Origin of the sequence: Streptomyces yangpuensis (assembly GCF_001005295.1) — a bacterium.
Lineage (GTDB): Bacteria > Actinomycetota > Actinomycetes > Streptomycetales > Streptomycetaceae > Streptomyces > Streptomyces yangpuensis.
Genome location: NZ_LBMK01000003.1, coordinates 980,778 through 1,006,874, shown reverse-complemented (window position 1 = coordinate 1,006,874; position 26,097 = coordinate 980,778). Strand labels below are relative to the sequence as shown.

The window sequence follows — 26,097 nt, the reverse complement described above, 5'->3', positions numbered from 1 at the left end:
GGCGGTCACGCCTCTCGGACTCGGCCGGCGATGCGGTTGATGCGGTCGATCGCCTTCTCGAAGCCGCTGGTGAGCTCGTCGAAGACGGCCTGGACGCTGCGTTCGCTGTTCATGCGGCCGACGATCTGGCCGACGGGGGTGCCCAGCAGCGGCTGGACCTCGTACTTCTGGATGCGGGAGACGGCCTCGGCGACGAGGAGGCCCTGGAGCGGCATGGGGAGCGCGCCCGGCCCCGCCGGGTCGTCCCAGGCGTCGGTCCACTCGGTGCGCAGCTGGCGGGCGGGTTTCCCGGTGAGGGCGCGGGAGCGGACGGTGTCGCCGGAGCCGGCGGCGAGGAGCTTCTCGGTGAGGGCGCGGGAGTGGAGGTCGGCCTCGGTGGTGGTGAGCCAGAGGGAGCCGAGCCAGGCGCCCTGGGCGCCGAGGGCGAGGCCGGCGGCGATCTGCTCGCCGCTGCCGATGCCGCCGGCTGCGAGGACCGGGAGCGGGGCGACGGCCTCGACGATCTCCGGGACCAGGACCATGGTGGCTATGTCGCCGGTGTGGCCGCCGGCCTCGTAGCCCTGGGCGACGACGACGTCGATGCCGGCTTCGGCGTGACGGCGGGCGTGCTTGGCGCTGCCGGCGAGGGCCGCGACGAGCACGCCGTGGTCGTGGGCGCGGGCGATGACGTCGGCGGGCGGGGAACCGAGGGCGTTCGCCAGGAGTTTGACCGGGTAGTCGAAGGCGACGTCGAGCTGGCCCCGGGCGACCTGCTCCATCCAGCCGGTGATGCGCCAGCCGGAGGCCTCGCCCTCGGCGAGCTCGGGCACGTGGTGTTCGGCGAGGATGTCGCGGACGAAGGCGCGGTGAGCGGCCGGGATCATCGCCTCGATGTCGGCTTCGCCGATCCCGTCGACGGCCTTCTTGGCGGGCATGACGACGTCCAGACCGTAGGGCTTGCCGTCGGTGTGCGCCTGCATCCAGTCGAGGTCGCGTTTGAGGTCGCCGGGCGCGGTGTAGCGGACCGCGCCGAGAACGCCGAATCCACCCGCCCGGGTGATCGCGGCGGCGACCGCGGGGAAGGGCGTGAAGCCGAAGATGGCGTGCTCGACTCCCAGTTTCCTGCTCAGCTCCGTCTCCATGGGCGGCAGGATGCCGCAGCCCGGCGGCCGAGGGAAGAGATTTTCTGATGCAGTGTCAGATTCTTTACGGCCCGGTCGGTGGGGAGGGTGACCGAGGGGCGGGCAGATACCCAATAGCCTGCGGCTCGCTCGGCAGATCCGGGAGCCGGGAGGTCCGGGCCTGCTCGCCTGCGGCGGGCCCGTCTCCCGCCGGGGCGGGCCGGGCGGGACGGGCATCCGGCAGGGACCGCGGGCGCGAAGTGCGGGTTGCGGGTTGCGGGTTGCGGGTTGCGGACGAGGAGGGCCGGACATGGCAGTGGACACGGGGGCCGAGGCGGTGGCGGAGGCCGGTACGGAACGGGCGGGCGGCGCAGGCCGTGAGCAGCCGTACGAGCACGGGGACGCCGCCTTGGAGACAGCAGCCCGACAGGCCCCCGGACCCCGTTCCCAGCGGGAGCAGAGGCCTGATCGGGCGCACGGGCGGGACCCGCACCGGGAGCGGACGCAACGGCGGGAGCCGAAGCGGAAGCCGGAGCCGAGGCGGGAGCCGGAGCGGGACCCGAGGCGGGAGCAAGAGGCCGAACGGGGACGGGGCCACGGGGGGCGGCCGGAGCAGGGGGAGGACGGGGGACAGGGGCGCGGCGCGGCGTCCGGGTCCCGGCGGGCGCTGAGCCGGCGGCGGCTCGGGGCGCGGCTGCTCGCGCTCGGCGGGGTGCTCGTGCTGCACGCGGCGCTCCCGGGCGCGGCGGGTGCGGCCGGCAACCCGGCCGAGCGGCGCGCCCTGCAGGGGCTGCGCCTGCGGTACGGGTCCGCGCGCCAGGCCGGCCTGCTGGAGCGGCACCTGGAGGCGGTGGCGGACGAGGCCCGGCGGTTCCTGGGCCCCTCCCCCGAGCATCCGTACTACGCCGGGGCGGTGGTCCTGGCCGGCCGGGGCCGTACCGTCGCCCTGCACCGGGCCATGGGCCATGCCGTCCGGTACGCGGACTACGACGTACGGACCGATCGGGTACGGGAGTTCCCCGCGGCCGAGCGGATCGCGATGGCCGAGGACACCGTCTTCGACCTGGCCTCGCTGACCAAGCTGTTCACCTCGATCCTGGCCGTGCAGCAGATGGAGCGCGGGCGACTGGAGCTGGAGGCTCCGGTGCGCCGCTACCTGCCGGAGTTCACCGGCGGCGGCAAGGAGATCATCACGGTCCGTCAGCTGCTCACGCACACCTCGGGACTTCGCTCGTGGGCGCCCTTCTACCAGGAGCCGACGCGCGAGGGGCGGCTGCGGCTGCTGTGGTCGGTCAGGCCGCAGGAGACCCCGGGGAGCGTCTACCGCTACTCCGACCTCAACCTCATCGCGCTGCAACTGCTCCTGGAACGGATCACCGGTCGCACTCTGGATGTCCTGCTCCACGACGAGATCACCGCTCCGCTCGGTATGCACCGCACGCGATACAACCCGCCGCTCTCCTGGCGCCGGATCACCGCCGCCACCGAGGTGCAGCGGCCGCCCTGGTCCGGCCTGGACCGCGGCCTGGTGTGGGGCGAGGTCCATGACGAGAACGCGTACGCCCTCGGCGGGGTCGCGGGCCACGCCGGGGTCTTCGGCACCGCCTGGGACCTGGCCGTCCTGGCCCGCACCCTCCTCGACGGCGGGGCCTACGCGGGCCGGCGGATCCTGCGCCCGGCCTCCGTCGAACTGCTCTTCACCGACTACAACACCGCCTTCCCCGGCGACGACCACGGCCTCGGCTTCGAGCTCTACCAGCACTGGTACATGGGCGCCATGGCCACCCCTCACTCGGCCGGCCACACCGGGTTCACCGGCACCTCCCTCGTCCTCGACCCCTCCACCGACTCCTTCCTGATCCTGCTGGGCAACTCCGTCCACCCCGTGCGCACCTGGCGGGCCGGCAGCGCCCCGCGGGTCGCCGTCGGCAACCGCTTCGCCCGCGCCGTCCCGGTCCGTACGCGGCACGGCGGCGCCGCCTGGTTCTCCGGGAACGTCCCCGGCGGCTCGGGCACCCTCACCCTGCCGCCGCTCACCCCGGCCACGGCCGCCGCCCGGCTGCGCTGCGCCGTGTGGTGGGACACCGTGCCAGGGGAGGGCGCCCTGCACCTGGAAGTCTCGCCGGACGGCGTGGACTGGGCGCCGCTGCCGTTCACCACCCTGCGGTCCACCGGCGGCGTCACCGAGGAGTGGCCGCAGGGCTCCGTCGGCGGCTGGTCGGGGCGTATCTGGCACCGGCTGGAGGCCCCCCTCACGGCCGCCTGGGCGGGCCGTGAGGTGCGGCTGCGGTTCCGCCACACCGCTACGGGCCGCTATGTCGGGCGTGGGGTGTACGTGGATGTCGTACGCGTGGCGGAACCTGCCCGGCTGCTGTTCGCGGAGGACCGGCCCGACGACGCGGCCCGCGTCGAGGCCGTCGGCTGGAGCCGGTCCGCGGACTGACCGAAGGACCGAGCGACGGGGCGGGTCAGTCGCGGACCAGGCAGAAGGGGTGTCCCGCCGGGTCCGCGTACACGCGCCAGCCGCGCCCGTCCGCCCCGTCGAGCAGGGTCCCGCCGGCCGCGAGCACCTCCTCCTGCGCCCGGTCCAGGTCCGCGACGCCGAGGTCCAGGTGGAACTGCTGCGGCCGGCTGGGGTCGGGCCAGCGCGGCGGCTGATGGTCCGTCACCCGCTGGAAGGCGAGCACCGGACCCGACGGCGTGTGGAGCGTCGCCCAGGTGTCGTCGAGGGACCAACGCCGGTCCTGCTGGTTGACGTTGCCGCCCAGCAGCGACCGGTAGAAATCGGCGAGCGCCTGCGGCTCGGGGCAGTCGAGGACCACGCACTGCAGTTCAGCGATCATGACCGGATCCTAGAGGTGCCCGAACAGAAAATCCTGCCCCTCCCGGACGTGCGAATCAAGCCATGCGAAGGGGTGTATTTTCAGCCACGCCGGGCGTAGCGTAAGCGCACTCCACCAGGAGGAACGCACCGGCCCTCCCGCCTTGATCCCGCCGGCGCGTACCGATGGAAGAGCCCCGCCGCCACATCCCCCGGTGCGGCGGGGCTCTTCCGCGTTCAGGCCGGGTCCGCCAGGGCCGCGGCGAGCATCCGGCGCGCCACCGCGGTCAGTTCGGCGAGGTCCGGGGCCGGCCGGGAGCGGGCCAGGGCACCGGCCAGCCGGTCGTAGAGGAGCCCCTCGGTCCAGGCGACGAGCAGTTCCGCGGCCTCTTCGGGCCGGTCGGCCCCGAGGGCGGCCACGATGCCCGCAGCCCGGACCCGGGGCCCCCGCCCCGCCCGCCGGAGGTCCGCCCCCAGCTCCGGATTGCGCGCGGCCTCCAGGCTCAGTTCGAAGCGGGCCAGCTGGCGCTCGCGTCCCACGGTCAGCCAGCGGTACAGCAGCCCCGCCAGCGCCGCCGCGGCCGCCTCCCGGTCGACCGGATCCCGGCCGGGCGCCCCAGGGAGGGCCGGCTCGGCGGTCCCGAAGGGGCTCCCGTCGCCCACGTCCGCGAGGTCCAGTTCGGCCAGCCGCTGATAGCACGCCCCGATCAGCGCCGTCCTCGTGCGGAAGTAGTACGAGGTGCTGCCCGCGGGCAGCCCGGCGGCGGCGTCGACCGCGCGGTGGGTCAGGCCCCGGAGCCCGGCGGCGGCCACGAGTCCGATCGCGGTGTCGGCGATCAGCGCTCTGCGATCAGCAGGAGGAGAGGTGGACATCAGGTCACTCTACAGCTGTAGAGTGACACCGTCGTCCTCTACAGCTGTAGAGGCCCGGGAGAGGGCAGGGATCCGTCATGTCGGCAGTTCAGCGTCACGCGGTGGTCTCGGGTGCCGGGATCGGCGGGCTCACTGCGGCCCTGGCCCTGCACCGCAAGGGCTGGCGGGTGACCGTCTGCGAGCGGGCGCCCGGCCCGGCCGCCGTCGGCGCCGGGATCGTCCTCGCGCCCAACGCCCTGCGCGCCCTCGACGCCATCGGCTTCGACATCACCCGCACGGCGGGCCGCACCCTCCCGGCCGCGATGGGCCTGCGCCGCCCCGACGGCCGCTGGCTGAGCCGCGCCGACACCGCGGCCCTGGCCGCCCGCTACGGCGGGCCGCCGCTCGCCCTGCACCGCTCGGCGCTCGCCGACGCCCTGGCCGGCGCGCTCCCCGCGGGGACGGTCCGCTACGGCGTCGCTGTCACCTCCGTGGACGGCGCCGACGGCTTCCCCGTGGTCCGCACCTCGGCGGGTGACCTCGACGGCTCCGCCGATCTCGTGGTCGCCGCGGACGGCATCCACAGCCCGCTGCGCCGCCGGTACTTCCCGGACCACCCGGGCCTGCGCCACAGCGGGGAGACCGCCTGGCGCACCGTCCTGCCGGCCTCCGCGAGCCCGGCCGGGGCGGCGACCGCGGAGACATGGGGCCACGGCGAGCGCTTCGGCGTGGTGCCGCTCGCCGACGGAAGGACCTACCTCTACGCCACCGCCCTCGTCCCCGAGGGGTACCGGCCCGCCGACGTCCGCGCCGAACTCCTGCGCCGCTACGGGACCTGGCACGACCCGATCCCGGCCCTGCTGGAGCGGATCGACCCGGCGGCCGTGCTCCAGCACGACCTGTACGACCTGGCGGCCCCGCTCCCCCGCTTCCACCACGGGCGCCTGGCCTGGCTCGGCGACGCCGCCCACGCCATGACGCCCAACCTCGGCCAGGGCGGCTGCCAGGCCATCGAGGACGCCGTGATCCTCGCCCACCTGCTGGACGGGGCCGGGGGCGTGCCGGCGGCCCTCGGCGCCTACAGCGCGGCCCGCTGCGCCCGCACCGATGCCATCCGCGTCCGGGCCCGCCGCGCGGGCCGGTTCGCCGCGCTGAGCCACCCCCTCGCCGCGGCCCTGCGCGACCTGGCTGTCCGCGTCACGCCAGACCGGGCCGCGCACCAAGCGCTGGACGGCCTCTTCGACGGATTCACCCTTCCGGCCGGAACGGGCGGCGCACCCGGGGGCGTTGGCAGCCGGTGAGGCAGCTCCGAGGACGGCCCCGGCCGCGGTGACGGGCCCGCGCGACCGTCAGGACACGGTGACGGGCCCGTCGCCTCAGCGGCAGGTGCGCGCCACGCGCTCCAGTTCGTCCGCCCACACGGCCGCGTCCCGCGGACCGACGTGCGGGGCGTCCAGCGACCGTACGCGGAAGCGGTTGTGCGGCGTCGTCGCGTCCGCCTCGCGGATCATCAGGTCCTGGAGCGCGGCCGGGATCGCCCGGTCCGCGCCGAACCGCAGGAACGTGCGCGGCACCCGCCCCCACCGGTCGGGCAGCCCCCGGGAGTCGGCAGCTCCGATCGCCGCAGACTCGTCCGGTTCGAGGATGTTCAGGAGCGCCCGCACCTCCGTGTCCGGCCAGTCGGCCGCCAGCGCCTCCTTCACCGCGGCGAAGAAGGCGGGGTCGCCGGAACGCCAGTTGACCCGGTTGACGCCCAGCTCCGGCGGGGTCTTGAAGGCCGGGATCCAGAACAGGGCGCTGGATGCGGCCTCCGGAGTCGTCATGAGCTCCATCACCGACCTGTGCCGCGTCGGGCAGAAGGCGGACGCGTACACCAGGTGGGAGATCAGCTCGGGTACCTGGTTGGCGACCGCGTTCAGCGTCACCCCGCCCAGGCTCTGGCCGACCAGGACGACCGGACCGGACCGGTGCGCGGTGCGGACCGTCCCGACCACGTGGGCCGCGAAGTCCGCCAGTGTCACCGCCGAGATCGGCGACGGTTCCGTGGCCAGCCGTTCCAGGTCCTGCGGGGTCTGGTAGGAGACGGGGAAGTAGGCGCCGGGCCCGTGGCCGGGCAGGTCCACCGCGATCGCCCGGTGTCCGCGCAGGCCCAGTTCCCGCAGGACCGGGCTCCAGCCGTAGGAGTTGCTTCCGGAGCCGTGGACCAGGACGAACACGGGAGCGCCCCGCCCCCGGGTGTCCGCGTGTGCGGCGGCGGCCCCCGCGCCCACCGCCGCGACCGCCCCGGCCCCGGCGACGGCCGCCTTCAGGACCCCGCGCCGACTCCGCCCGCCGGGGCGCCCCGCGCCGCCGATGTCATTCGTACCGCTCACACCACTCGCGTTACTCATGAGTAACACCCTAAATCAGGGCCGTAGTTGACCGTCCGGTTTCGGCCAGGCCGCCGGTCCGCAACGCCCGGTCCCGGGCCGTCCGGGCCGGACCGCCCGACGGTCCTACCGCCCCAGCACCGCCATCGCCGCGTTGTGGCCGGGGACCCCGCTGACGCCGCCGCCGCGCACCGCGCCCGCGCCGCACAGCAGGACGTTGCGGTGTGCCGTCTCCACGCCCCACCGGCCGACGCCCGCACCCTCGTTCTCGCTCTCGTCCGCGTACGGCCAGGACAGGTCGCGGTGGAAGATGTGGCCGCCGGGCAGCCGCAGTTCGCGCTCCAGGTCCAGCGGGGTCTTCGCCTCGATGCAGGGGCGGCCGTCCGCGTCGAAGGCGAGACAGTCGGTGAGCGGCTCGGCCAGGTGCGCGTCGAGCTGCGCGAGGGTGGCGGTCAGCAGCACCTCCCGGGCCTGTTGGTTGTCGTGCCCGAACAGCCGGGCCGGGGTGTGCAGGCCGAAGAGGGTGAGCGTCTGGTAGCCCTGCTCGACCAGTTCCGGCCCGAGGATCGTCGGATCGGCCAGCGAGTGGCAGTAGATCTCCGAGGGCGGTACGGACGGCAGTTCCCCGGCCGCCGCCTCCGCGTAGGCCCGGGCGAGCTCGGTGTACCCCTCGGCGATGTGGAAGGTCCCGCCGAAGGCCTCGCGCGGGTCCACGGTGGTGTCCCGCAGCCGGGGCAGCCGGCGCAGCAGCATGTTGACCTTGAGCTGGGCACCCTCGGGGGCCGTCGCCGGGTCCTGGGCCGGTGTCTCGCCGAGGAGTTCGGCCAGGGCCCGCGGGGAGGCGTTCACCAGCACCGTACGGCCCACGACCCGGCCTTCGCCGGTCGCCGTACGGAACACCACCTCGGCCGGAGCAACGCCGTCCGTGTCGATCCGCAGCACCTCGTGGCCGGTGACGATCTCCGCTCCGGCCTTGACCGCGGCGGCCGCGAGGGCGTCCGTCAGGGCGCCCATGCCGCCGACCGGCACGTCCCAGTCCCCGGTCCCGCCGCCGATGACGTGGTAGAGGAAGCACCGGTTCTGGGCCAGCGAGGGGTCGTGCGCATCGGCGAAGGTGCCGATGAGGCCGTCCGTCAGGACCACCCCGCGGACCAGGTCGTCGGTGAAGTGCCGCTCCACCGCGACGCCCAGCGGCTCCTCGAACAGCATCCGCCACGCGGCCTCGTCGTCGATCCGCCGGCGCAGCTCGGCCCGGGTGGGCAGCGGCTCGGTCAGGGTCGGGAACACCGTGCGGGCCACCCGTCCGGTGGTCTCGTAGAAGGCGCGCCAGCTCTCGTACTCCCGGTCCGAGCCGGTGAGCCGGGCGAAGGACTCCCGGGTGCGTTCCTCGCCGCCGCCGACGAGCAGTCCGCCGGGCCGTCCGTCGCGCTCGGTCGGCGTGTACGAGGAGACCGTGCGCCGGCGTACGGCGAAGCTCAGCTCCAGGTCGCGCACGATCTTGTCGGGCAGCAGGGAGACGAGGTACGAGTAGCGCGAGAGGCGGGCGTCGACGCCCACGAAGGGTCTGCTGGAGATCGCCGCGCCGCCGGTGTTCCCGAGCCGCTCCAGGACCAGCACCGAGCGGCCCGCCCGGGCCAGGTACGCGGCGGCCACCAGCCCGTTGTGCCCGCCGCCCACGATCACGTCGTCGTACACGTCCCGCCCGAAGGTCGTCATGGCTCTTGGTAGCACACCTGGCCGAGCCGCTCCAGACAGTGGGCCTCGTCGGCGTGGGCCAGCACCGTCTCGGGGTGCTCGTCGCCCAGGGACCGTTCACGGATGCCGGACAGGTCCCGGTAGATCGGGAGGGCCTCGTCCCAGCGGCCCAGCCGGCCCAGTGCGACGGCCAGTTCCCGGCGGCTGACCAGGGTGTCGGCGTGTTCGGCGCCGAGCACCCGGGCCCGGGCGGCGGCCACCTGACGGGCCTCGGCCACCGCCTCCTCCCAGCGGTCCAGGCGGCCCAGGTTGACACCGAGGACGTGCCGGGCGCGCAGCGTCTCGGGGTCGGTGGCCCCGTAGGCGCGGGTGCGGTCGCGGACCAGGGCCCGGAAGAGGTCGAGGGCCCGGGCGCTGCCGCCGGTGCGGCCGAGCGCGATGCCGACCTCGTAGCGGGCGGCCAGGGTGTCGGGGTGGTCGCGGCCGAGGACCCGTTCCCGCGCGGCGGCGACGTCGCGGAAGCCGGCCAGCGCCTCGTGCCAGCGGTCGAGGCGGCCGAGCACGTACGCCACCTCGTACCGGGTCAGCAGGGTGTCCGGGTGGTCGGCGCCCAGGACGGCCGCCCGGTCCGCGGCGACAGCGACGGCCGTGGTGTGGGCGTCCGCGTACCGGCCCAGCGCACGCAGGGCGCAGGCCAGGTTGTGGCGGCAGCGCAGCGTGTCGGGGTGGAGCTGTCCCATGCTGCGCTCGCGGGCGACGAGCACCGCGCGGTAGACGTCGTACGCCTCCTGGTGGCGGCCGAGCCGGCCCATCTCGTACGCCGCCTCCTGGCGGGCCGCGAGGGTGTCGGCGTGGTCCGGGCCGAGGACCCGGGCGCGCCCGTCTGCCACGGCCGCGTACACGGAGAGCGCCTCCTCGGGGCGGCCGGCGCGGCTGAGGGTGTAGGCGCGGGCGTGGCCGGCCGCGAGGGCGTCCGGGCCGGTCTCGCGCGGGCCGACGGGACGGGGGAAGCCGTAGGCCACGGTGAGGCGCGGGTCCTCGGCGGGGGCGGGGCGCACGATCGTCGCGTACCGGTCGCCGCCGGGGCGCGGGACGGGGTGTTCGCCGCTGGGGCGCACGGCCGTCCAGGAGCCGGTGAGCACGGCCCATTCGCCGCTGGCGGGCCGCGCCTCGATGCCCGCCTTGCGACCGGCGGTCATCCCGCGGGCCCATGGCGGGAGCGGGGCGAGGGCGCCGGACGGCGCACCGCGGCCGAGCCGGGACTCCACGAGCCTGCGGTGCACGTGGCGGGCGTCCTGTGGCCGGTCGTCGGGGCATTTGGCGAGCAGGTCGAGGACCACCTGCTCGAAGTAGCCGGGCAGCTCGGGGCGGTGCCGGCGCAGCGGCACGGGCGCGGCATCGCGGTGGCCGATGAGCACCGACCAGGAGTCGCCGAGGTCGAAGGGCGGGGCGCCGGTGGCGATCTCGTACAGGACGCAGCCGAGGGAGTAGAGGTCGCTGCGGTGGTCGACCTCGCCGCCCGCGATCTGCTCGGGCGACATGTAGTGCGGGGTGCCCATGGCCATGCCGCCGCCGGTGAGCTTGGCGGTGAAGCCGATGTCGTGCGCGAGCCGGGCGATGCCGAAGTCGCAGATCTTCACGGTGCCGTCGACGAGCCGCATGATGTTGGCCGGTTTCAGGTCGCGGTGGACGACGCCCTGGTCGTGGGTGTAGCCGAGGGCGGCGGCCATCTGCTCGGCGATGTCGACGACCACCTCCACGGGGAGCGGGCGGGTCTCGTTGTCCTCCATGAGCTGGCTGAGGTTGCGCCCTTCGAGCAGCTCCATGACGAGGTAGAGGGGGCCGCCGGCGGCACTGTCGTCGCCGAAGTCGTGGACGACGGTGACACCGCGGTGCTGGAGGGAGGCCGCCACGCGCGCCTCGCGCCGGAAGCGCTCGCGCAGCACCTGCGTGAAGTGGGCGTCCTGGTCGGCGCCGATCGGCTTGAGGCACTTCACGGCGACGTGCCGGCCCAGCGATTCGTCGCGGGCGCGCCATACCTCGCCCATGCCGCCGCGCCCGATCAGATCGAGCGACCGGTACCGGCCCTGGATCAGTCTGGACTCCGCCATGTCTTGAAATCGCCCCCGTCGTCGCGCTACGCCCTCCCCGGCCGGTCCAGTATGGCCGCTGATGTACGCAGTGTGTACGGAGAGGGGCGGCTCCCGGGGCCCATGCGACGCATCGCTTTCAAGATGTGACCTGGCGGCAGCTTCCAGCGCAGACCTGCGGGAATGCTGCGCAGGACGCGTCCGGTGAGACGCAGGCGCCGGGTGACGCTGCGCGGGGCCGGGGCGGGCCGCCCGTACAGCTGGTGCGCCCAGCCGGGGAGGGAACCGTACGCGAGGCCGGCGAGCGGGCGCCACAGCAGGTTTCGGCCAGGCACCAGAAGGGCAGGGACGGGCGGGCCGCGCAGGAAGTCGTCCACGGCGAGGGCGTCGGGGCCGGCGGCGAGCTCCGGGCGGACCTTGTCGAAGTAGGCGGCGAGCCCGGCGGTGTCGGCGGGTACGTCCGCCGGGTCGAGTCCGACGAGCCGTGCGTTGACGCGGTTCTCGTCCACGTATCGGTCGGCCTGGGCGGTGGTGAGCGTGATGCCCGACCGGCGCAGCACGTGCAGGAAGCTGTCGATCTGCGCGCAGTGGATCCACAGCAGCAGCTCGGGGTCGTCGACGGGGAAGGTACGGCCGGTGGCCGGGTCGGTGGCGGAGAGCCTGCGGTGGATGGCCCGGACCCGGCGGCCGGCGTGCTCGGCGGCCTCGGTGGTGCCGTAGGTGAGCGTGCCGACGAAGTCGGCGGTGCGCAGCAGCCGGCCCCAGGCGTCGCGCCGGAAGTCGGAGTTCTCCCTGACGCCCCGTACGGCGCGGGGGTGGAGGGCCTGGAGGTAGAGGGCGCGGACCCCGGCGATCCACATCATCGGGTCGCCGTGGCACTGCCAGGTGACGGAGCCGGGGCCGTAGAGCCCCGGGTCGGGTCCGGTTCCCGCCCCGGGCGCGGTTCCCGCCCCGGGTCCGGTGCGTGGTTCGGGGCCGGGTCCGGGTCCCGGGTCGGGTCCGGGTCCCGGGTCGGGTCCGGTCGCGGTGTTCCCCATCCCGTACCTCCCCGTCGCAGGCGCCCGGCGGCTCCAGCCTACCGAGGGAGGCGTCCTCGGGGCAGCGGCCGGACCGGCCGGACCGGCCGGACGCATAGAGTTGCCGGGTGCAGCTCTACACCATCGGCGAGGCCGCCCAACTCCTCCGCGTCAGCACCGACACCGCCCGCCGCTGGGCCGATGCCGGCCGCTTCCCGACCCGGCGGGACGGCACCAGGCGAATGGTCGAGGGCGTCCATCTGGCCGCCCTCTGCACGGAGCTCGCCCGGGAGGCCGCCGAGGACGCGGGTGAGCCCTCGACGTCCGCACGCAACGCGCTGCCCGGCATCGTGACCGCGGTGACGCTCGGCGAGGTCGCCGCCCAGGTCGAGATCCAGGCGGGTCCGCACCGGGTGGTCTCCCTGCTGACGCGTGAGGCGGTCGAGGAGCTCGGGCTCGCGGTCGGCGTGCGGGCCGTCGCCCGCGTGAAGTCCACCAGCGTCCACATCGACGTGGACTGAGCCGCACCGCAGGCCGGGCGGTCAGGGGCGGGTCACCCGAGTGACCGCCCTGTCGGTGTTGTTGCTCCGCTTCGGGTCCGGTGTACGGGAGTGCACCTCGGCCGTCGCGATGACGACGGGCCGCCGGTCGGCCCGCACCGTGACGTGGAAGACCCGCAGCTGTCCGGCCCCGAGGGCCTCGATCCGCCGGCTCACCCGGTGGACGCCGCCCCGGACGGTGGCCGGATCCGTGCCCGTGACCCGCGCCCCGCGCGGCAGGTTCAGGGTGACCGTCGTGTCGGCCGCGGCGAAGGGCCCGTCGTTGGTCACCGTGACGGTGTAGGTGTACTGACCGCCCTCCCGTACGGTGGCCGGCGCGCTCAGCCGGACCGCCAGGTCGGCCCTGGGCCGGCCGGCGCCGGCGTCGATGCGGCCGACGCGGTCGCCGACGATCTCGGTGAACCACATGCCGCCGTCCGGCCCCGCGGTGATGCGGGTCGGGAAGGAGTCCGCGCCGGGCAGCGGGTAGTGCGTGAACCGCCCTGCCGGGGTGATCCGGCCGATGCCGTTCCCGAGCTGCGCGGTGAACCACAGATTGCCGTCGGGGCCGGCGGCGATCCCGTCCGGGCCGCTGTCGGCCGCGGGCACGTCGTACTCGGTGACCGTCCCGTCGGTGGTGATCCTCCCGATCCGGTTGCCGAAGAGTTCCGTGAACCAGAGCCGGCCGTCGGGACCGGCGGTGATGACGTCGGGTCCGCTGTCGGGGTGGGGCAGGGCGTACTCGGTGACGACGCCGCCCGTGGTGATCCTCCCGATGCGGTTGCCGAGGATCTCGGTGAACCACAGGTTCCCGTCGGGGCCGGTCACGATGCTCTCCGGCCCGCTGCCCGGGTGGGGCAGCGCGTAGCGGGTGATGACGCCCGCCGTGGTGATCCTGCCGATGCTGTCGCCGGGGTCCTCGGTGAACCAGAGGTTCCCGTCCGGGCCGGTGGTGATGGCGAACGGCTGTCCGCTGCCCGGCGGCAGGGCGTACTCGGTGACGACGCCGGCCGTGGTGATCTTCCCGATCCGGCCGGTGATGTCCGTGAACCACAGATTGCCGTCGGGGCCCGCGGTGATCCCGAGCGCGTCGTTGGCGGTGCCGGGCAGCGGGAACTCGGTCAGCTTCCCGGCGGAGGTGAGCCGGCCGATCTTCCTGGTGCCGGTCTCGGTGAACCAGAGGTTGCCGTCGGATCCGGTGGTGATGCCGCCCGGCGCGCTCCCGGCGGCCAGCGGGTACTCGGTGATGTCCCCGACCGCGGCACGTACGGGGACGGGTGCGGGGACCGGGGCGGCGGCAGCGGGCGGGCAGGCGAGGCCGAGGAGGAACACGGCGGCCAGCGAGAGGGCCCAGCGCGCGCGGCGCGGTCGGGCGGTGCGGGGGGTCATCGGCGGCAGACCTTTCGGCCGGGGTGCGGGGGCGGGCCCGTCCTCGGGCGAGCCCTCGCCGGCGGGTCCGGGCGCTGTCGGGCGGCGCGTGAGGTCGCGACAGCGGCGCCCTCCGGGCATGCCGGAGGCGTGCGCGCACTGCAGCGTAGGGGCCCGCATGACGGCCTGTCAGTCCGCGGTGGGCCAACAGGCTGACGCCCGGCCGGGTGCTCCCGCGCCGCCGCCCCGCCGGACACCTCCTAGGAGGCGCGGTCCGGGCGGAGTTCGATGTGGTCCGCCGCGAGGTCGACCGCCACCCGGTGTTCCATGCCGAGGGCCTCCAGGAACTTCGCGGGGAGCTGGACGCGTCCCGAACGGTCCAGGACGACGTACTCCCGTTCGCTGATCGACTCCTCGCCGTGCTCGTCGGTGACCAGGCGGCGCAGGACCTCGCTGCTGGTGCGGCCGTCGCGGATCGCGACGGTGCGGCGGACCTCGCCCGCCACCATGGGGTCGTGCGTCACGATGACCACCGTCACGCCGAGTTCCTTGTTGACCGTGCGGAAGGCCTCGAAGACGGCCGCGGCCGTCTCGGAGTCGAGTTCGCCGGTGGGTTCGTCGGCCAGCAGCACCTTGGGGTCGTTGGCCATCGCCACCGCGATCGCGACGCGCTGCTGCTGGCCGCCTGACAGTTCCGCCGGGAGCCGGTGCGCCAGGTCGCCGATCCCGAGGGCGTCCAGGAGCTCCGCCACCCGGGCCGAGCGGCGGGCGCTCCCGCCTCGACGGGAGCCTCCGCCCTTCAACTGCATCGGCAGCGCCACGTTCTGGGCGGCCGTCAGGAACGGCAGCAGATTGCGGGCCGTCTGCTGGAAGACGAACCCGACCGCTTCGCGCCGGTAGCGCAGCCGGTCCCGCGCCGTCAGTTCCAGCAGGTCGTAGCCGGCGACGGCCGCGCTGCCCGCCGTCGGGACGTCCAGTCCCGCCAGGATGTTCAGGAGGGTGGACTTGCCGCTGCCCGAGGCGCCGACGAGGGCCACCAGGTCGCCCTGTTCGACCGTCAGCTCCAGCCCCTGGAGGGCCTGTACCTCGATGCCGTCCGTGCTGAAGATCCGTACCAGGCGGTCGCAGGCGATCGCGGCGTCCACCGCCCGGGCGCGGGGCTCCGCGGCTGCCGTCGCCCGGCGGCGCAGCTCCTCGTACGTCGGCTGGTCGCTGTTCAACGCTGGTCTCCCGCTCTCAACTCGGTGGTGATCTGCCGTCGCCCGGATGTCGCCGCCTCGACGAGCATGGCCGCGGCGACCAGGGCGGCCAGGCCCAGGGCCTGGGTCAGTACGGGCGCCGCCGTGAGCCGTACGCCGGTCGGCACGCTCGCGCCGACCAGGGTGGACAGGTCCATCGCCGGGCCCAGCAGCGCCACCGCGGCGGCCGCCACCAGTGCCCCGCCCAGGGCCGCCGCCAGGGTCTGCGGCAGGGTCTCGGCGAGGATCAGTGCGACGCCCTGCCGGCGGCGCAGGCCCATCGTGCGCAGCCGGGCCAGCAGGGCCGCGCGTTCGGGGACGGTCCGCATCAGCGTCAGCAGTACGGCCAGCAGGGCGAAGCCGGCCGCTCCGGCGACGGACGCCCAGAAGAGGCGCTCGGCCGACCGCTGCAGCGGATCGGCGCCCAGCGCGGCGACGGCGTCGGCGCTGGTGCGCACGGGATACACCTCGTCGTCCGGCTGTGGCCCCGCGGCCGGGGCCCGCCCCGCGACGGGGGTCGTGGGCGACGGGGACGCCGACGGGGTCGCGGACCCGGGCGCCGGCGGGGTCGCGGACTCCGCCGGCAGCGCGGACCGTACCAGTGCGCGCAGCCGGTCCCCGTCGACGGGGCCGAGGCCGATCCACCGGTTCGGGCGGTCGGAGCCGCCGATCAGGGCCGTCGCCCGGCCCGCGGGCAGGACGACGGTCGCGGCGTCGGCGGCCGGGACCGCGGGGGTGCAGTCGATCACGGCGGCGCCCCGGACCCGCACCTCGCCGCCGTTGCCGGGCTGGACGGTGAAGGTGCCCGAGCCGCCCAGGCGTGCCACGCCGGAGGTGAACAGCGCGGGCACCGGCGCGTCCGCGGACTCCCCGCCGCCTGTGGCGAGCAGGGCGGGGTCGAAGCGGCCGCAGTCGAGGACGCGGGACAGTTCGGCGTAAGCGGCCGGGTCGACGACGATCAGGTTGACCTGGCTGGAGCGCCGGACGGTGCCCACGAGGGAGGAGTCGTGGTCGACCCACAGCGGTACGGAGGTCCGTACGCCCGGCAGTTCACCGGCGGCCTTCGCGAGGCCGTCGGGAAGGTTCCCCTTGCCGAAGGCGGAGATCGACGCGTCGCCCCCGACCGTCAGCCGGGCGACCCCGAGGCGGTTCGACTCGACGGACTGCAGGACGGAGGCCCCGAACCCCCCGGTGGTGATGGCGAGGAGCACGGCGACCATCGGCAGGACGGAAGGGCCGGAGCGGCCCGCGCCGCGGGCTCCGGTGCCGCGGGCGGCCCGGGCCAGTCCGAGGAAGCCGACCAGTCCGGAGCTGCGGCCGGCCACCCGGGCGAACCACCCCGTCACCACGGGCTGGACCCGGGCCAGCAGCAGCGCGCCGCACAGGGCGAGCAGCAGCGGGGACGCGACGAGCAGCGGGTCCGGGTCGCTGCCGGCCGGGGCGACCCCGCGGCGGCGGACCTCCAGCACGGCGGCGGCCGTGGCGGCGAGAACGAGCAGTTCGGCCACGGGCCGACGCCAGCGCCCGGCCGGGCGCGGCGGGGTCAGCAGCACGGCCGCCCGTACCGGGAAGGTCAGCAGCGCGACCAGCGCGACGGCCGCAGCGGAGAGCACCGCGGGGGCGAGCCGGGGCGTGGGCAGCAGGAGTACGGCGAGTGCGGTGGCGGCCGCGGCCGCCGGGAGGACGGTGACGGCGCCCTCCCGGAGGAGGCGGCCGACGATGGCCGAGCGCGAGCCGCCGCGTGCCCGCAGCAGCCGCAGTTCGGCGTCCCGCCGGTCCGTGGCGAGCGCGCCGGCGAGGCACAGGACGACGAAGGCGACGCCGCCGACCCCGGCGGGTCCGATCAGCGCGAGCGGCGCCGCCGCCTGCCTGCGTTCGTGAGCCTGCTCGAACAGCTCGGGCAGCCAGGAGGTGGTCCGCAGTCCCTCACGGCGGGTCTCGAACGCGAGCCGGGCGGCGGTGGGTCCGGCCACGTAGGAGGCGATCTCCTTCTTTGTGGCGTCGAGCCGGTCGGCCCGCAGGCTGCCGACGTCCACGGGGAGGCGCCAGAAGTCATCGGCGTCGTGGCCCCAGAGGTCCATCCGTTCGAGGTCGCCGGCGCCGATCAGGGCGTCGGCCTCCCACAGGTAGCTGTCCCCGACGAAGGTCTTGCAGGCGCGCGGGAGGCAGTCCAGGTCCACCCAGAAGTCCTCGGTCTCGTCCGGGACCGAGTAGAGGCCCACGACCTCGACGGACGGCGTGCCGTCGACCAGGGGCGCGCTCTGCAGGACGGATCCCACGCGGGCGCCGATGGTCCGGGCGGCCTGCTGCGACATGGCGACCTGGAGCGGCGGCTCGTACGCGGCGGCCCCCGTGACCCCGGCGGCCCCGGCAGACCGGGGGGTGTCACCCGGCCAGTGCCCCTCCACCAGCTTCACGTGGTCCCGCGCCTGCTGGATGTACAGCAGGGACATCATGGGCGGTATGCCGTGGGGTCGGGACAGTTCCGGGTTGAGCAGTGGCTGCCGCTTCACGGTCCGTGTGCCGTGGACGACCCGGTCGGTGTCGACGTGGAAGGTGTTCCCGGTCTGGGCGAGCAGGCTCTTCAGCGTCCGGTCCAGGGCCTCGGCGCTCTGCCCGGCCCCGGGGGCCGGCGCGGTCGCCCGCAGGCTGGTGCGGGTCGACCCGCTGTCGGTCAGGAAGGACCGCAGGGCCTGGTCGGCGCCCCGGTCCTGGGCCCGTGGCAGTGCGGCGGCGAAGAGGACCGCGACGAACGCCAGCGCGGCGGCGAGCAGCGTGCCGAGCGGAGCCGCGCGCAGCCGGGTCCGGACCCACGGCGCGGGCCGCGTCCCGGCCCGCGGGGCGGCGGGCGGCTGGGGGGCGGACCGCTCCGGCGGGGCCGGCGACGGCGGGGTGGCGGACGGCGGCGGGGTGGTCACATCTCCTCCACGGGGCGCAGCCGGGCGGCGATGTCGCGGCCCCGGGGGCCGCTGAAGACGGCCGACAGCAGGGGAACGGCGGCGATGGCGGCGGCCGTCAGCAGGATCTGCCAGAGCGGCATGTCCACCTGTACGGGCGGGAACGGCCGCCCGGCCGACGGGGTCAGCACGATCAGGGGCGCCATCAGATGCACGAGGGCGACGCCCAGGCCGGTGCCGACGGCGGTCCCGATGAGGATCAGCACTCCGCCCTCGGCGGCGGCCGCCCTGGCGAGGGACCGGCGCGGGGTGCCGAGTGCGAGCAGGACGGAGAACTCCCGGCCGCGCACCCGCCGTTCGGCGGCCGTGGAGGTCGCGAAGCCGATGGCCGCGAGCACCGCGCAGGCGACGGCGAGGGCGGCGAGCGCGCTCTGCGGGCCGGCGCTCAGCGGGTCGTCGAGCAGACGGTCCGTGATCTCCTCGCGGAGCTGGACGCGCTCGGTCCTGGCTCCCGCGCGCAGTTCGGCGGCGGCGCGGGCCGGGACGGGATCGGCCGCCGAGGTGGCTGGCAGCCACCACTCGGTGGGCGGGGCCGGCTGCCGGCCGGCGGATTCCACGAGGAAGCGGCCGAGCACGCGGAGGTCCGCGGCGAGGGCCGTCCGGCCGGCCACGGGGAGGGAGTCCACGGCGGCGGTGATCCGCAGGGGGACGGTCGCTCCGTCCATCGGGACGCGGACGGTGTCTCCGACGGAGGCGCCCACGGTCCGCAGGTAGCGGGTGGTGGCGACGGCCGGGACGGCGTCGGCGGGCGGCGCGGCGGGCGCCGGGAACAGTACGGCGGTGACACCTCTGTCGGTGCCGAAGCCGCCCCAGTAGCGCAGGCGTGCCAGGTCCGTGGATCCGGCCGGGAGCGGCGGGAGTTCGGGGGCCCGCTGGACGCGCTGCTCCGGCGAGGACGAGGTGCGCCAGCCGTCCGGGCCGGTGGCTGCGGGTGCGGGGACCGCCGTCGCGGCGCCGTCAGCGGTGCCGGAGACGGCGATCCGGCGCAGGGTCAGTTCGCTGCCGTCGCCGGGTGGGCTGCCGTCCCCGGCGTACGAGAGTCGCAGGCCCGCGAGGGTCAGCGGGGTGGCGGCGGTCCCGACCGGGGCGCCGGTGAGGGTGTCCAGGGGGAAGGCGAGGGTGGTGTCGCCGTCGGCGGGCAGGGTGACCGACTGCGTGCCGTGGAGGGCCCCGAACCGGTCGCGCAGCAGCATGCTGACGGCGGCCCAGCCGGTGCCGGCGGATCGTACGGACACGTCGAGGTCGATCCGGCGGGGGGTGCCGGGCAGTGCGATGCCGGGGGCCTGCGCGGCGGTGTCGGCGAGCGGGGCGAAGAGTTCGCGCATGTCGCGGCCGCCACGCAGGTCGGCGCGCAGCGGTATGTGCGCGGCCGTCTTGGCGGCGTCCAGCGCCATGACGTCGGCGACGATGCCGCCGGGCAGTTGCTGCTCCCGGCGGATCACCGGGCCCAGGCGGTCGCCGCCCGGCAGTGCCCCGTAGCGGCCGCCCTGTCCCATCGCGGGCATGCTGCCGGCCGAGATCCGCAGGCCGCCCGCGGTCGCGAAGTCGGCCTGGTCGCGCTGGGACGCGGACCAGACGGAGTCCTGGCCGAGGGCCAGGATGCCGCTGGAGACGGCGAGTACGAGGAGCAGTACGGGCCCGGTGGCCCGGCCGGGGCGCCGGGCGAGCTGCCAGCCGAACAGGGCCGGGGCGAGGCTGCGGCCGCGGGCGGCCAGCCGTCCCCCGGCGCGCGCCGCGAACGGCAGCAGCCGCAGGACGAGCAGCGTGCCTGCGCACAGGGCCAGGGCGGGCGCGGCGACGAGGACGGGGTCCACGCCGAGTCCGTCGCCGAAGCCGGTGGTGGCCGGCGGGGTGTCGGTGTCGCCGTACTTCGAGAGCTGCTGGTAACCGAGGACGGCGAGGACCACCACGGCCAGGTCCAGGCCGGAGCGGGCGGCCCCGGCCACCATGGCCTGCCTGCTACCGGCGCGGCGCAGTACGGCGGCCGAGGCGCCGCGCAGGACGGCGGGCAGGGTCGTCAGCAGGACGCAGGCCAGGGCGCAGCCGGCGGCGACGGGCCAGACCAGCCAGGTGTCCGGGATGCGCAGGTGGACCCGCTCCAGTGGTCCGAACCGGCTGAACAGGCTCAGCAGGGGCGGGGTCAGCAGCGGTGCCAGGACGGCGGCGGGCAGGGCCAGCAGCAGGGACTCGGTCGCGCTCAGGGCGCCGAGGCGTCGGCGGGAGGCGCCGCGCGCGGTGAGCAGGACGCGCTCCGGTTCCTGGCGGACCGCGACGATGTGGGAGACGAGGAGCAGGGCGGCGGTGGCGAGGACGGCAAGCTGGAGGGCGCCCATCATCAGGGTCGAACGGGCGACGCGCATCCCGGAGTCGAGCTCGGTGAGGACCTTCGGCAGCTCGGTGGCGGCGCGCAGGGAGGTGGCGTTCTCCAGGGCCGCCGCGGCGGGGTCCGCCGCGGTGCGGACGGTCGCGGCCTCGGCCGTGCGGAGGGTGCGCAGGTCCGGAGTGAGCAGCGTGAGGCGGTAGTTCTGGAGGAGAGCGCCCGTGGTGAAGGCGCTGTCGTCCACCAGGAGCGGACCGTAGGTGGCCAGGGTGCTGGACTGGACCTCACGGCCGCCGAGCGGGTCGAGTTTCCAGTATCCGGCGTCCGGGTCGGCGGCCCGGTACACGCCGGTGACCAGCACGGTCAGCTGGGGGCCGCCGAACCGGTCGTCGAGCCGGACGGGTGCGGGCAGCGCGGCCTCCGTGAGGCCGAGGCGGGCCAGGGCGGCGCGCGGCACGGCGACCTGGGCCGGCGCCGGGGCGGTGGTGGCTCCGGCAGTGGAGGCCGGGGCAGCAGTGGCGGGCGTGGCGGCGGTGACCGGCTCGGGCCACCGGCCGGCGAGCAGTTGTACGTGGTCCCGGGCGAGGGCGGCGAGCAGGGTGAGGTCGGCGTCCTGGCCCGAGGCGGCGGCGCCGGGGAGTCCGTACGAGCGGCTGCGGGCCACGCTCTCGGCGGTGACGGGAAGCCGTCCGAACACCTGGTCCGCGTATGCCCGGACGGACTCGTCGTCCTTGGCGCGGTCGGCGGCGGGATGGCCGCTGGTGATCACGACGGTGGTCCGCGGCTGTTCCGGGCCGGCCAGGGCCCGCCGCAGTCCCTCCTCCCCCACGCCACGGGTGAAAGCCGTCAGCGCGGTCAGAGCGGTCGCGGTGATCAGTACGGTGAGCAGCACGGCGACGGCGAGCGGCCAACGCCCGCGCAGCCGGCGCACGACGAAGCCGAGCACGTGGTCAGTCCCTCCCCCATCCGGACCCCTGGTACCGGATAGCGGACGATGTTGTCAGATTCGAGCCAGGGGCGGAAGGGGCTTGCGTGATTGGTGCAACGGATGCGCAAATGCGATCAGAATGTTGCAGCGGCAGCGGGACCGGGGCGGGAGATACGGAGCCGAACGCTCCGCCCGACGACCCAACGGGGGGTACAGGCGATGACGGATCACCAGGAAACGGCCACGGTCCCGGCGGCACGGAAGGACGACGGCACGCCGATCGTGGTCGTGGACGACGTACGCCACAGCTTCGGCAGCGGAGCGCAGGCCGTCCACGCCCTGCGCGGCGTGTCCTTCGAGGTGCGCCGGGGCGAACTCACCGCGCTCAAGGGCCGGTCGGGCTCCGGCAAGACCACCCTGCTGAACCTCGTCGGCGGCCTCGACGCCCCGACCGGTGGCCGGATCAGCGTCGACGGCACCGACCTGGCGACCCTGGGCGAGCCGGACCTGCTCGCCCTGCGCCGCGACCGCATCGGCTTCGTCTTCCAGTCCTTCGGCCTGATTCCCGTCCTCACCGCCGCCGAGAACGTCGGCGTACCGATGCGGCTGCGGCGCGTCCCGGCCAAGGAGCGCGAGGAGCGCGCCCGGACCCTGCTCGCCCTGGTCGGCCTCGCGGACCACGCCGAGCAGCGCCCGGGCGAACTCTCCGGCGGTCAGCAGCAGCGCGTGGCGGTGGCCCGCGCCCTCGCCAACGACCCCGACCTGATCATCGCCGACGAGCCGACGGGCCAGCTCGACTCGGAGACCGGCCGGTCGATCATGGAGCTGCTGCGCGCGGTGGTGCGCAGCGAGGGGGTCACCATCCTGGTCGCCACCCACGACCCCCAGCTCATCGAACTCGCCGACCGGGTCGTGGAACTCCGCGACGGCCGCATCGTCGACGCGGCCACGCCGACGCCGGCGCCGGCACCGTAGGGCGTGTCCGGCCGCGGCCTTGGCCCCACTCCCGGTTCCGGTTCCGGTTCCGGCGGCGCCGCGGCCGCACCGAAACACGGTGCCGCGTACGCCTCCGCCCTGTGATACTGGTCCGATGATCAACTTGCCCGTCCCCGCGCTCGACTCGCTCTCCGGGCTCGCCTTCGGCGATGCCTTCGGTGAGCGCTGGTTCGGCATACTGCGCCGCGAGGGTGAAGCGGCCCTGGAGGCACGGACCGTGCCCCCGGAGCCGCTGTGGGAGTGGACCGACGACACCGCCCAGGCGCTCGTCCTGGTACGGGAACTGACCGAGGGCGGCGCAGCGATCGACCAGGACCGCCTGGCCCGCCGCCTCGCCGAGGCCTACGCCGACGACACGCACCGCGGCTACGGAGCCTCGATGCACGACGTGCTCCGCCGGATCGGCGAGGGCGAGCCCTGGCGGGAGGTGGTGGCCGGGCAGTTCGAAGGCCAGGGCTCCTGGGGCAACGGCGCGGCCATGCGCGTGGCCCCGCTCGGTGCCTGGCACTGCGCGGACCTCGACGTCGCCGCCGGGCTGGCAGCCGAGCAGAGCGTCGTCTCGCACCACCACCCGGAGGCGGTGGCCGGAGCGGTGGCGGTGGCCGTCGCCGCAGCCCTGGCGGCGCGCAGCCGGGGCGGGCCCGCCCCGGCCCGGCCGGACTTCCTCCACGAGGTCGCCGCACGGCTGCCCGACGGCGACGTCCGCTCGGGGATACGGATCGCGGCCCGGATGTCGCCGCGTGCCTCGGTCCGGCACGCCGCGGAGGTCCTGGGCTCCGGATACCGGATGTCCGGGCCCGACACCGTCCCCTACGCCCTCTGGTGCGCGGCGGGACACCTCGACGATCTGCACGAGGGCCTGTGGTCCACCGTCGCCGGGCGCGGGGACATCGACACCACCTGCGCCATCGCGGGCGGGGTGATCGCCGCCCGGACGGGCGTCGCCGCCCTCCCGCCCGCCTGGCACGCGGCCCGCGAACCGCTGCCCGGGCACGGCTGACACCGCGGCCGCCGCGGCGTCCGGATCGCGCATTGCGCCGCACCCGCGTCGGTCGGTCCCACGGGTGCGGCGCACTCCTCCCTGAGACAATACGGACGGAAGGTCACAGCAGGGTCCGAATCAGGGGCGAATATGTCCGACGATCCGAATGTCTCTCCCCGGACGCCGATCAAGGTGTTCCTCCTCGACGATCATGAGGTGGTCCGGCGGGGGCTGCGGGACCTCCTCGACGCCGAACCGGACATCAGCGTCGTGGGTGAGGCGGGCACGGCCGAGCAGGCCCTCGCCCGCGGTCCGGCGCTGCGTCCGGACGTGGCCGTGCTCGACGTCCGGCTGCCCGACGGCGACGGCATCACCGTCTGCCGGGAGCTGCGCTCCCACATGCCCACCCTGGCCTGCCTGATGCTGACGTCCTTCGACGACGAGGACGCCCTGCTGGACTCGATCATGGCGGGCGCGGCCGGATACGTACTGAAGCAGATCAAGGGCTCCGACCTGGTCTCCGCCGTACGCACCGTCGCCACCGGGCAGTCCATGCTCGATCCGGCCACCACCGCCCGGCTGATGCACTCCCTGCGTGCCCCGGAGGCGCCGAAGGAGCCGGAGGACGCCCGCCTGGCGGCTCTGACGGAACGGGAACGGGCCGTGCTGGAGCTCATCGGCGAGGGCCTCACCAACCGGCAGATCGCCAAGCGGCTCTACCTGTCGGAGAAGACCGTCAAGAACCACATCTCGCGGCTGCTCGGCAAGCTGGGCGTCGAACGCCGGGTCCAGGCAGCCGTGATCGCCGCGCAGGTCCACGAGCACGAGCCCGACCACGATCACGGTCACGACCACGACCGTGATCACGGCGACAGCCACGGTCTCGGCCACAGCCCCGAGCACGGCGGCCCGTAGGGTCCCCAGTCACGAGGCGTCGCTCCCGTCCGGCCTGTCGCTCACCCGGGCGGCGGCTTCGCTCCGGTCCCCGGGGGAGCCAGCGGCACCAGCCAGCGCAGGCGGGTGCCGCGCTCGCCCCGGCCCCGCGGGCCGACCGTCATCCGGCCCCCGAGACCCTCGGCGCGCTCGGCGATGTTGCGCAGCCCGCTGCGTCGGCCGCCGCCCTCGGGCAGGCCTACACCGTCGTCCGCCACCTCCAGGGTCAGGATCCCGTCGCTCGCGGCGATCGACACGTCGACGCGGGTGGCGCGGGCGTGCCGGGCCACGTTGCTGAGGGCTTCGCCGATGACGGCGAGGGCCTCCTCAGCCACGGCCGGCGGTACGTCGGTGTCGATCAGCCCCTCCATGCGCAGGGCCGGGGCGAAGCCGAGGCCCGCGGCGGCCTCGTCCAGGGCCTGCACGGCGCGCGCACGCAGCTTGGAGCCCACGGCCGGGGAGTCGTGCGCGCGGAGCCCGAAGATGGTGGACCGGATGATCTTGATGGTGGCGTCGAGGTCGTCGACCGCCCGGGCGAGCCGTTCGGAGGCCTCGGGGTGGTCGACGAAACGCCGGGCGCTCTGCAGGGTCATGCCCGTGGCGAAGAGTCGCTGGATGGCCAGGTCGTGGAGGTCGCGGGCGATACGGTCGTGGTCCTCCAGCATGCTCGTCTGCTCGGCGTCCCGGCGCCGGTCCGCCAGCTCCAGGGCCAGGGCCGCCTGGCCCGCGAAGCCGGGCAGCGCGGCGACCTCCGCGGTGGCAAACCTCGCCCGCCCGCGGCGGCGGGCGAGCACCAGCACGCCGCTGAGCTTCTCCTTCGTGCCGACGGTGACGGCGACGGCCGGGCCCATGCCTTTCCACCGTTCGGGCTGCACGGTGATCTGCCGGTCGTTCTCGACGTCCGCGACGGTGAGCGGGCCGTCCCGGTCCAGGGCGGCCCCGGCCAGGGTGCCCCGCGTACCGGGCAGCACGAGCCCCCGGTGTGCTGCCGCTCCCTCCCCGCGGGCGAGGGAGCCGCGCAGGTCGCCGACGGGGCCGAGGAGGTAGAAGACGCCCAGCTCGGCGCCGGTGATGTCCCTGGCCCGGTCCAGCATTCCGTCGAGGACGTCGTCGCGGGGCGTTCCGGAGAGCAGTGCGCTGGTGATGTCGGCGCTCGCCGTCAGCCAGCGTTCGCGCAGGCGGGCCTCCTCGTAGAGGCGGGCGTTCTCGATGGCGATGCCGGCGGCGACCGCGAGGGTGGACAGGACGGACTCGTCCTCGGCGTCGAAGTGGGCGCCTCCGCGCTTCTCGGTCAGGTAGAGGTTGCCGAAGACCGCCTCGCCGACGCGGATGGGGACGCCGAGGAAGGAGTGCATCGGGGGGTGGTGCGGCGGGAACCCGTACGAGGCGGGGTGCTCGGACAGCTCCGCGAGGCGCAGGGGTGCGGGGTGGCGGATCAGTTCGCCGAGGATGCCGTGGCCGGAGGGCAGGTCCCCGATGCGTGCGCGGACCTCGTCGCTGATGCCGACGGGGAGGAACTCGGCGAGCTTCTTCCCGTCGCCGACGACTCCCAGGGCTCCGTACTCGGCGTCCACGAGCACGACGGCGGCCTCCACGATGCCGCGCAGAACCTGCGGCAGATCCAGCTTCCGGCCGACGGACATGACGGCTTCCAGGAGGCCGTTCAGCCGGTCACGGGCACCTCTGACCTCGTCTATGCGTACCTGGAGTTCGTCCTGGAGTTCGTCGAGCAGCTCGTCCAGCCGCAGTCGCGGCACGCCGCCGCCGGTGGGCCTGCCGCCTTCGCTCATGCCCCACCTCCGGCCGGGGACAGCGGTGAGAGGACCACGCTGTCCACAGTAATCCCGGCCGGCGGCGGTTTCCCGTCCAGTACGGACGTGTCAGCCCCCGGCC

General features: G+C 75.2%; 18 protein-coding genes. 6 read left to right on the top strand and 12 right to left on the bottom strand.

Going from position 1 to position 26,097, the window contains the following annotated elements:
* Nucleotides 1-5 precede the first annotated feature (5 nt).
* A complete protein-coding gene (locus tag AAT21_RS19760; protein WP_046778112.1) occupies nucleotides 6-1,121 on the bottom strand; it encodes an NAD(P)H-dependent flavin oxidoreductase in 1,116 nt (371 codons plus the stop codon).
* A gap of 289 nt (nucleotides 1,122-1,410) precedes the next feature.
* On the opposite strand from AAT21_RS19760, the gene AAT21_RS19755 reads away from it, so the two are divergent.
* Nucleotides 1,411-3,543, top strand: coding sequence for a serine hydrolase domain-containing protein (locus tag AAT21_RS19755; RefSeq protein WP_079025819.1), 2,133 nt, complete (start codon nucleotides 1,411-1,413; stop codon nucleotides 3,541-3,543).
* A 25-nt stretch (nucleotides 3,544-3,568) separates the two neighbouring features.
* Here AAT21_RS19755 and AAT21_RS19750 read toward each other — a convergent pair whose 3' ends face one another.
* Together AAT21_RS19750 and AAT21_RS19745 are read right to left on the bottom strand one after the other, a co-directional pair.
* On the bottom strand, nucleotides 3,569-3,943 hold the full coding sequence (locus AAT21_RS19750) for a VOC family protein (protein ID WP_046778111.1): 375 nt from the start codon (nucleotides 3,941-3,943) through the stop codon (nucleotides 3,569-3,571).
* A gap of 215 nt (nucleotides 3,944-4,158) precedes the next feature.
* Nucleotides 4,159-4,794 carry a TetR/AcrR family transcriptional regulator gene (locus AAT21_RS19745; RefSeq protein WP_046778110.1) on the bottom strand — a complete coding sequence of 212 codons (636 nt, stop codon included), beginning with the start codon at nucleotides 4,792-4,794 and terminating at the stop codon, nucleotides 4,159-4,161.
* A 77-nt stretch (nucleotides 4,795-4,871) separates the two neighbouring features.
* Between AAT21_RS19745 and AAT21_RS19740 the strand changes: the two genes are divergently transcribed.
* Nucleotides 4,872-6,074, top strand: a complete 1,203-nt coding sequence (locus AAT21_RS19740) for an FAD-dependent monooxygenase (protein ID WP_052757884.1) — start codon at nucleotides 4,872-4,874, stop codon at nucleotides 6,072-6,074.
* A gap of 75 nt (nucleotides 6,075-6,149) precedes the next feature.
* Here the strand turns inward: AAT21_RS19740 and AAT21_RS19735 are convergent, their stop codons facing one another.
* From AAT21_RS19735 to AAT21_RS19720, 4 genes are all read right to left on the bottom strand, one after another.
* Entirely contained in the window at nucleotides 6,150-7,163 is a 1,014-nt protein-coding gene (locus AAT21_RS19735; protein ID WP_079025818.1) for an alpha/beta fold hydrolase, read from the bottom strand.
* A gap of 105 nt (nucleotides 7,164-7,268) precedes the next feature.
* Nucleotides 7,269-8,858 (bottom strand): phytoene desaturase family protein, encoded by a 1,590-nt coding sequence (locus tag AAT21_RS19730; RefSeq protein ID WP_046778109.1) that lies wholly within the window; start codon nucleotides 8,856-8,858, stop codon nucleotides 7,269-7,271.
* The gene (locus AAT21_RS19725; RefSeq protein ID WP_046778108.1) at nucleotides 8,855-10,948 is read right to left on the bottom strand and encodes a serine/threonine-protein kinase; all 2,094 of its coding nucleotides are present in this window, start codon (nucleotides 10,946-10,948) and stop codon (nucleotides 8,855-8,857) included. The genes AAT21_RS19730 and AAT21_RS19725 overlap by 4 nt, the downstream gene beginning before the upstream one ends.
* A gap of 26 nt (nucleotides 10,949-10,974) precedes the next feature.
* Nucleotides 10,975-11,964 (bottom strand): oxygenase MpaB family protein, encoded by a 990-nt coding sequence (locus AAT21_RS19720; protein WP_079025817.1) that lies wholly within the window; start codon nucleotides 11,962-11,964, stop codon nucleotides 10,975-10,977.
* A gap of 107 nt (nucleotides 11,965-12,071) precedes the next feature.
* Here AAT21_RS19720 and AAT21_RS19715 point away from each other — a divergent pair, with 107 nt between their 5' ends.
* Nucleotides 12,072-12,464 carry a TOBE domain-containing protein gene (locus AAT21_RS19715; RefSeq protein WP_046778107.1) on the top strand — a complete coding sequence of 131 codons (393 nt, stop codon included), beginning with the start codon at nucleotides 12,072-12,074 and terminating at the stop codon, nucleotides 12,462-12,464.
* A gap of 21 nt (nucleotides 12,465-12,485) precedes the next feature.
* On the opposite strand, the gene AAT21_RS37645 is transcribed toward AAT21_RS19715, so the two are convergent.
* The 4 genes from AAT21_RS37645 to AAT21_RS19695 form a co-directional block, all read right to left on the bottom strand.
* Nucleotides 12,486-13,871 carry a virginiamycin B lyase family protein gene (locus AAT21_RS37645; protein ID WP_063838125.1) on the bottom strand — a complete coding sequence of 462 codons (1,386 nt, stop codon included), beginning with the start codon at nucleotides 13,869-13,871 and terminating at the stop codon, nucleotides 12,486-12,488.
* Between the two features lie 239 nt (nucleotides 13,872-14,110).
* Entirely contained in the window at nucleotides 14,111-15,070 is a 960-nt protein-coding gene (locus tag AAT21_RS19705) for an ABC transporter ATP-binding protein (protein WP_046778106.1), read from the bottom strand.
* Nucleotides 15,067-18,006: a hypothetical protein gene (locus tag AAT21_RS34550; protein WP_052757883.1), complete on the bottom strand. Its 2,940-nt coding sequence runs from the start codon at nucleotides 18,004-18,006 to the stop codon at nucleotides 15,067-15,069. The genes AAT21_RS19705 and AAT21_RS34550 overlap by 4 nt, the downstream gene beginning before the upstream one ends.
* A complete protein-coding gene (locus AAT21_RS19695; protein ID WP_052757882.1) occupies nucleotides 18,003-21,311 on the bottom strand; it encodes an FtsX-like permease family protein in 3,309 nt (1,102 codons plus the stop codon). The genes AAT21_RS34550 and AAT21_RS19695 overlap by 4 nt, the downstream gene beginning before the upstream one ends.
* 201 nt (nucleotides 21,312-21,512) lie before the next feature.
* On the opposite strand from AAT21_RS19695, the gene AAT21_RS19690 reads away from it, so the two are divergent.
* From AAT21_RS19690 to AAT21_RS19680, 3 genes are all read left to right on the top strand, one after another.
* Nucleotides 21,513-22,268 (top strand): ABC transporter ATP-binding protein, encoded by a 756-nt coding sequence (locus tag AAT21_RS19690; RefSeq protein WP_046778105.1) that lies wholly within the window; start codon nucleotides 21,513-21,515, stop codon nucleotides 22,266-22,268.
* A 115-nt stretch (nucleotides 22,269-22,383) separates the two neighbouring features.
* The gene (locus tag AAT21_RS19685; RefSeq protein WP_046778104.1) at nucleotides 22,384-23,289 is read left to right on the top strand and encodes an ADP-ribosylglycohydrolase family protein; all 906 of its coding nucleotides are present in this window, start codon (nucleotides 22,384-22,386) and stop codon (nucleotides 23,287-23,289) included.
* A gap of 132 nt (nucleotides 23,290-23,421) precedes the next feature.
* Nucleotides 23,422-24,186: a response regulator gene (locus AAT21_RS19680; protein WP_079025816.1), complete on the top strand. Its 765-nt coding sequence runs from the start codon at nucleotides 23,422-23,424 to the stop codon at nucleotides 24,184-24,186.
* A gap of 41 nt (nucleotides 24,187-24,227) precedes the next feature.
* Here AAT21_RS19680 and AAT21_RS19675 read toward each other — a convergent pair whose 3' ends face one another.
* On the bottom strand, nucleotides 24,228-25,994 hold the full coding sequence (locus AAT21_RS19675) for a sensor histidine kinase (protein ID WP_046778103.1): 1,767 nt from the start codon (nucleotides 25,992-25,994) through the stop codon (nucleotides 24,228-24,230).
* Nucleotides 25,995-26,097 lie beyond the last annotated feature (103 nt).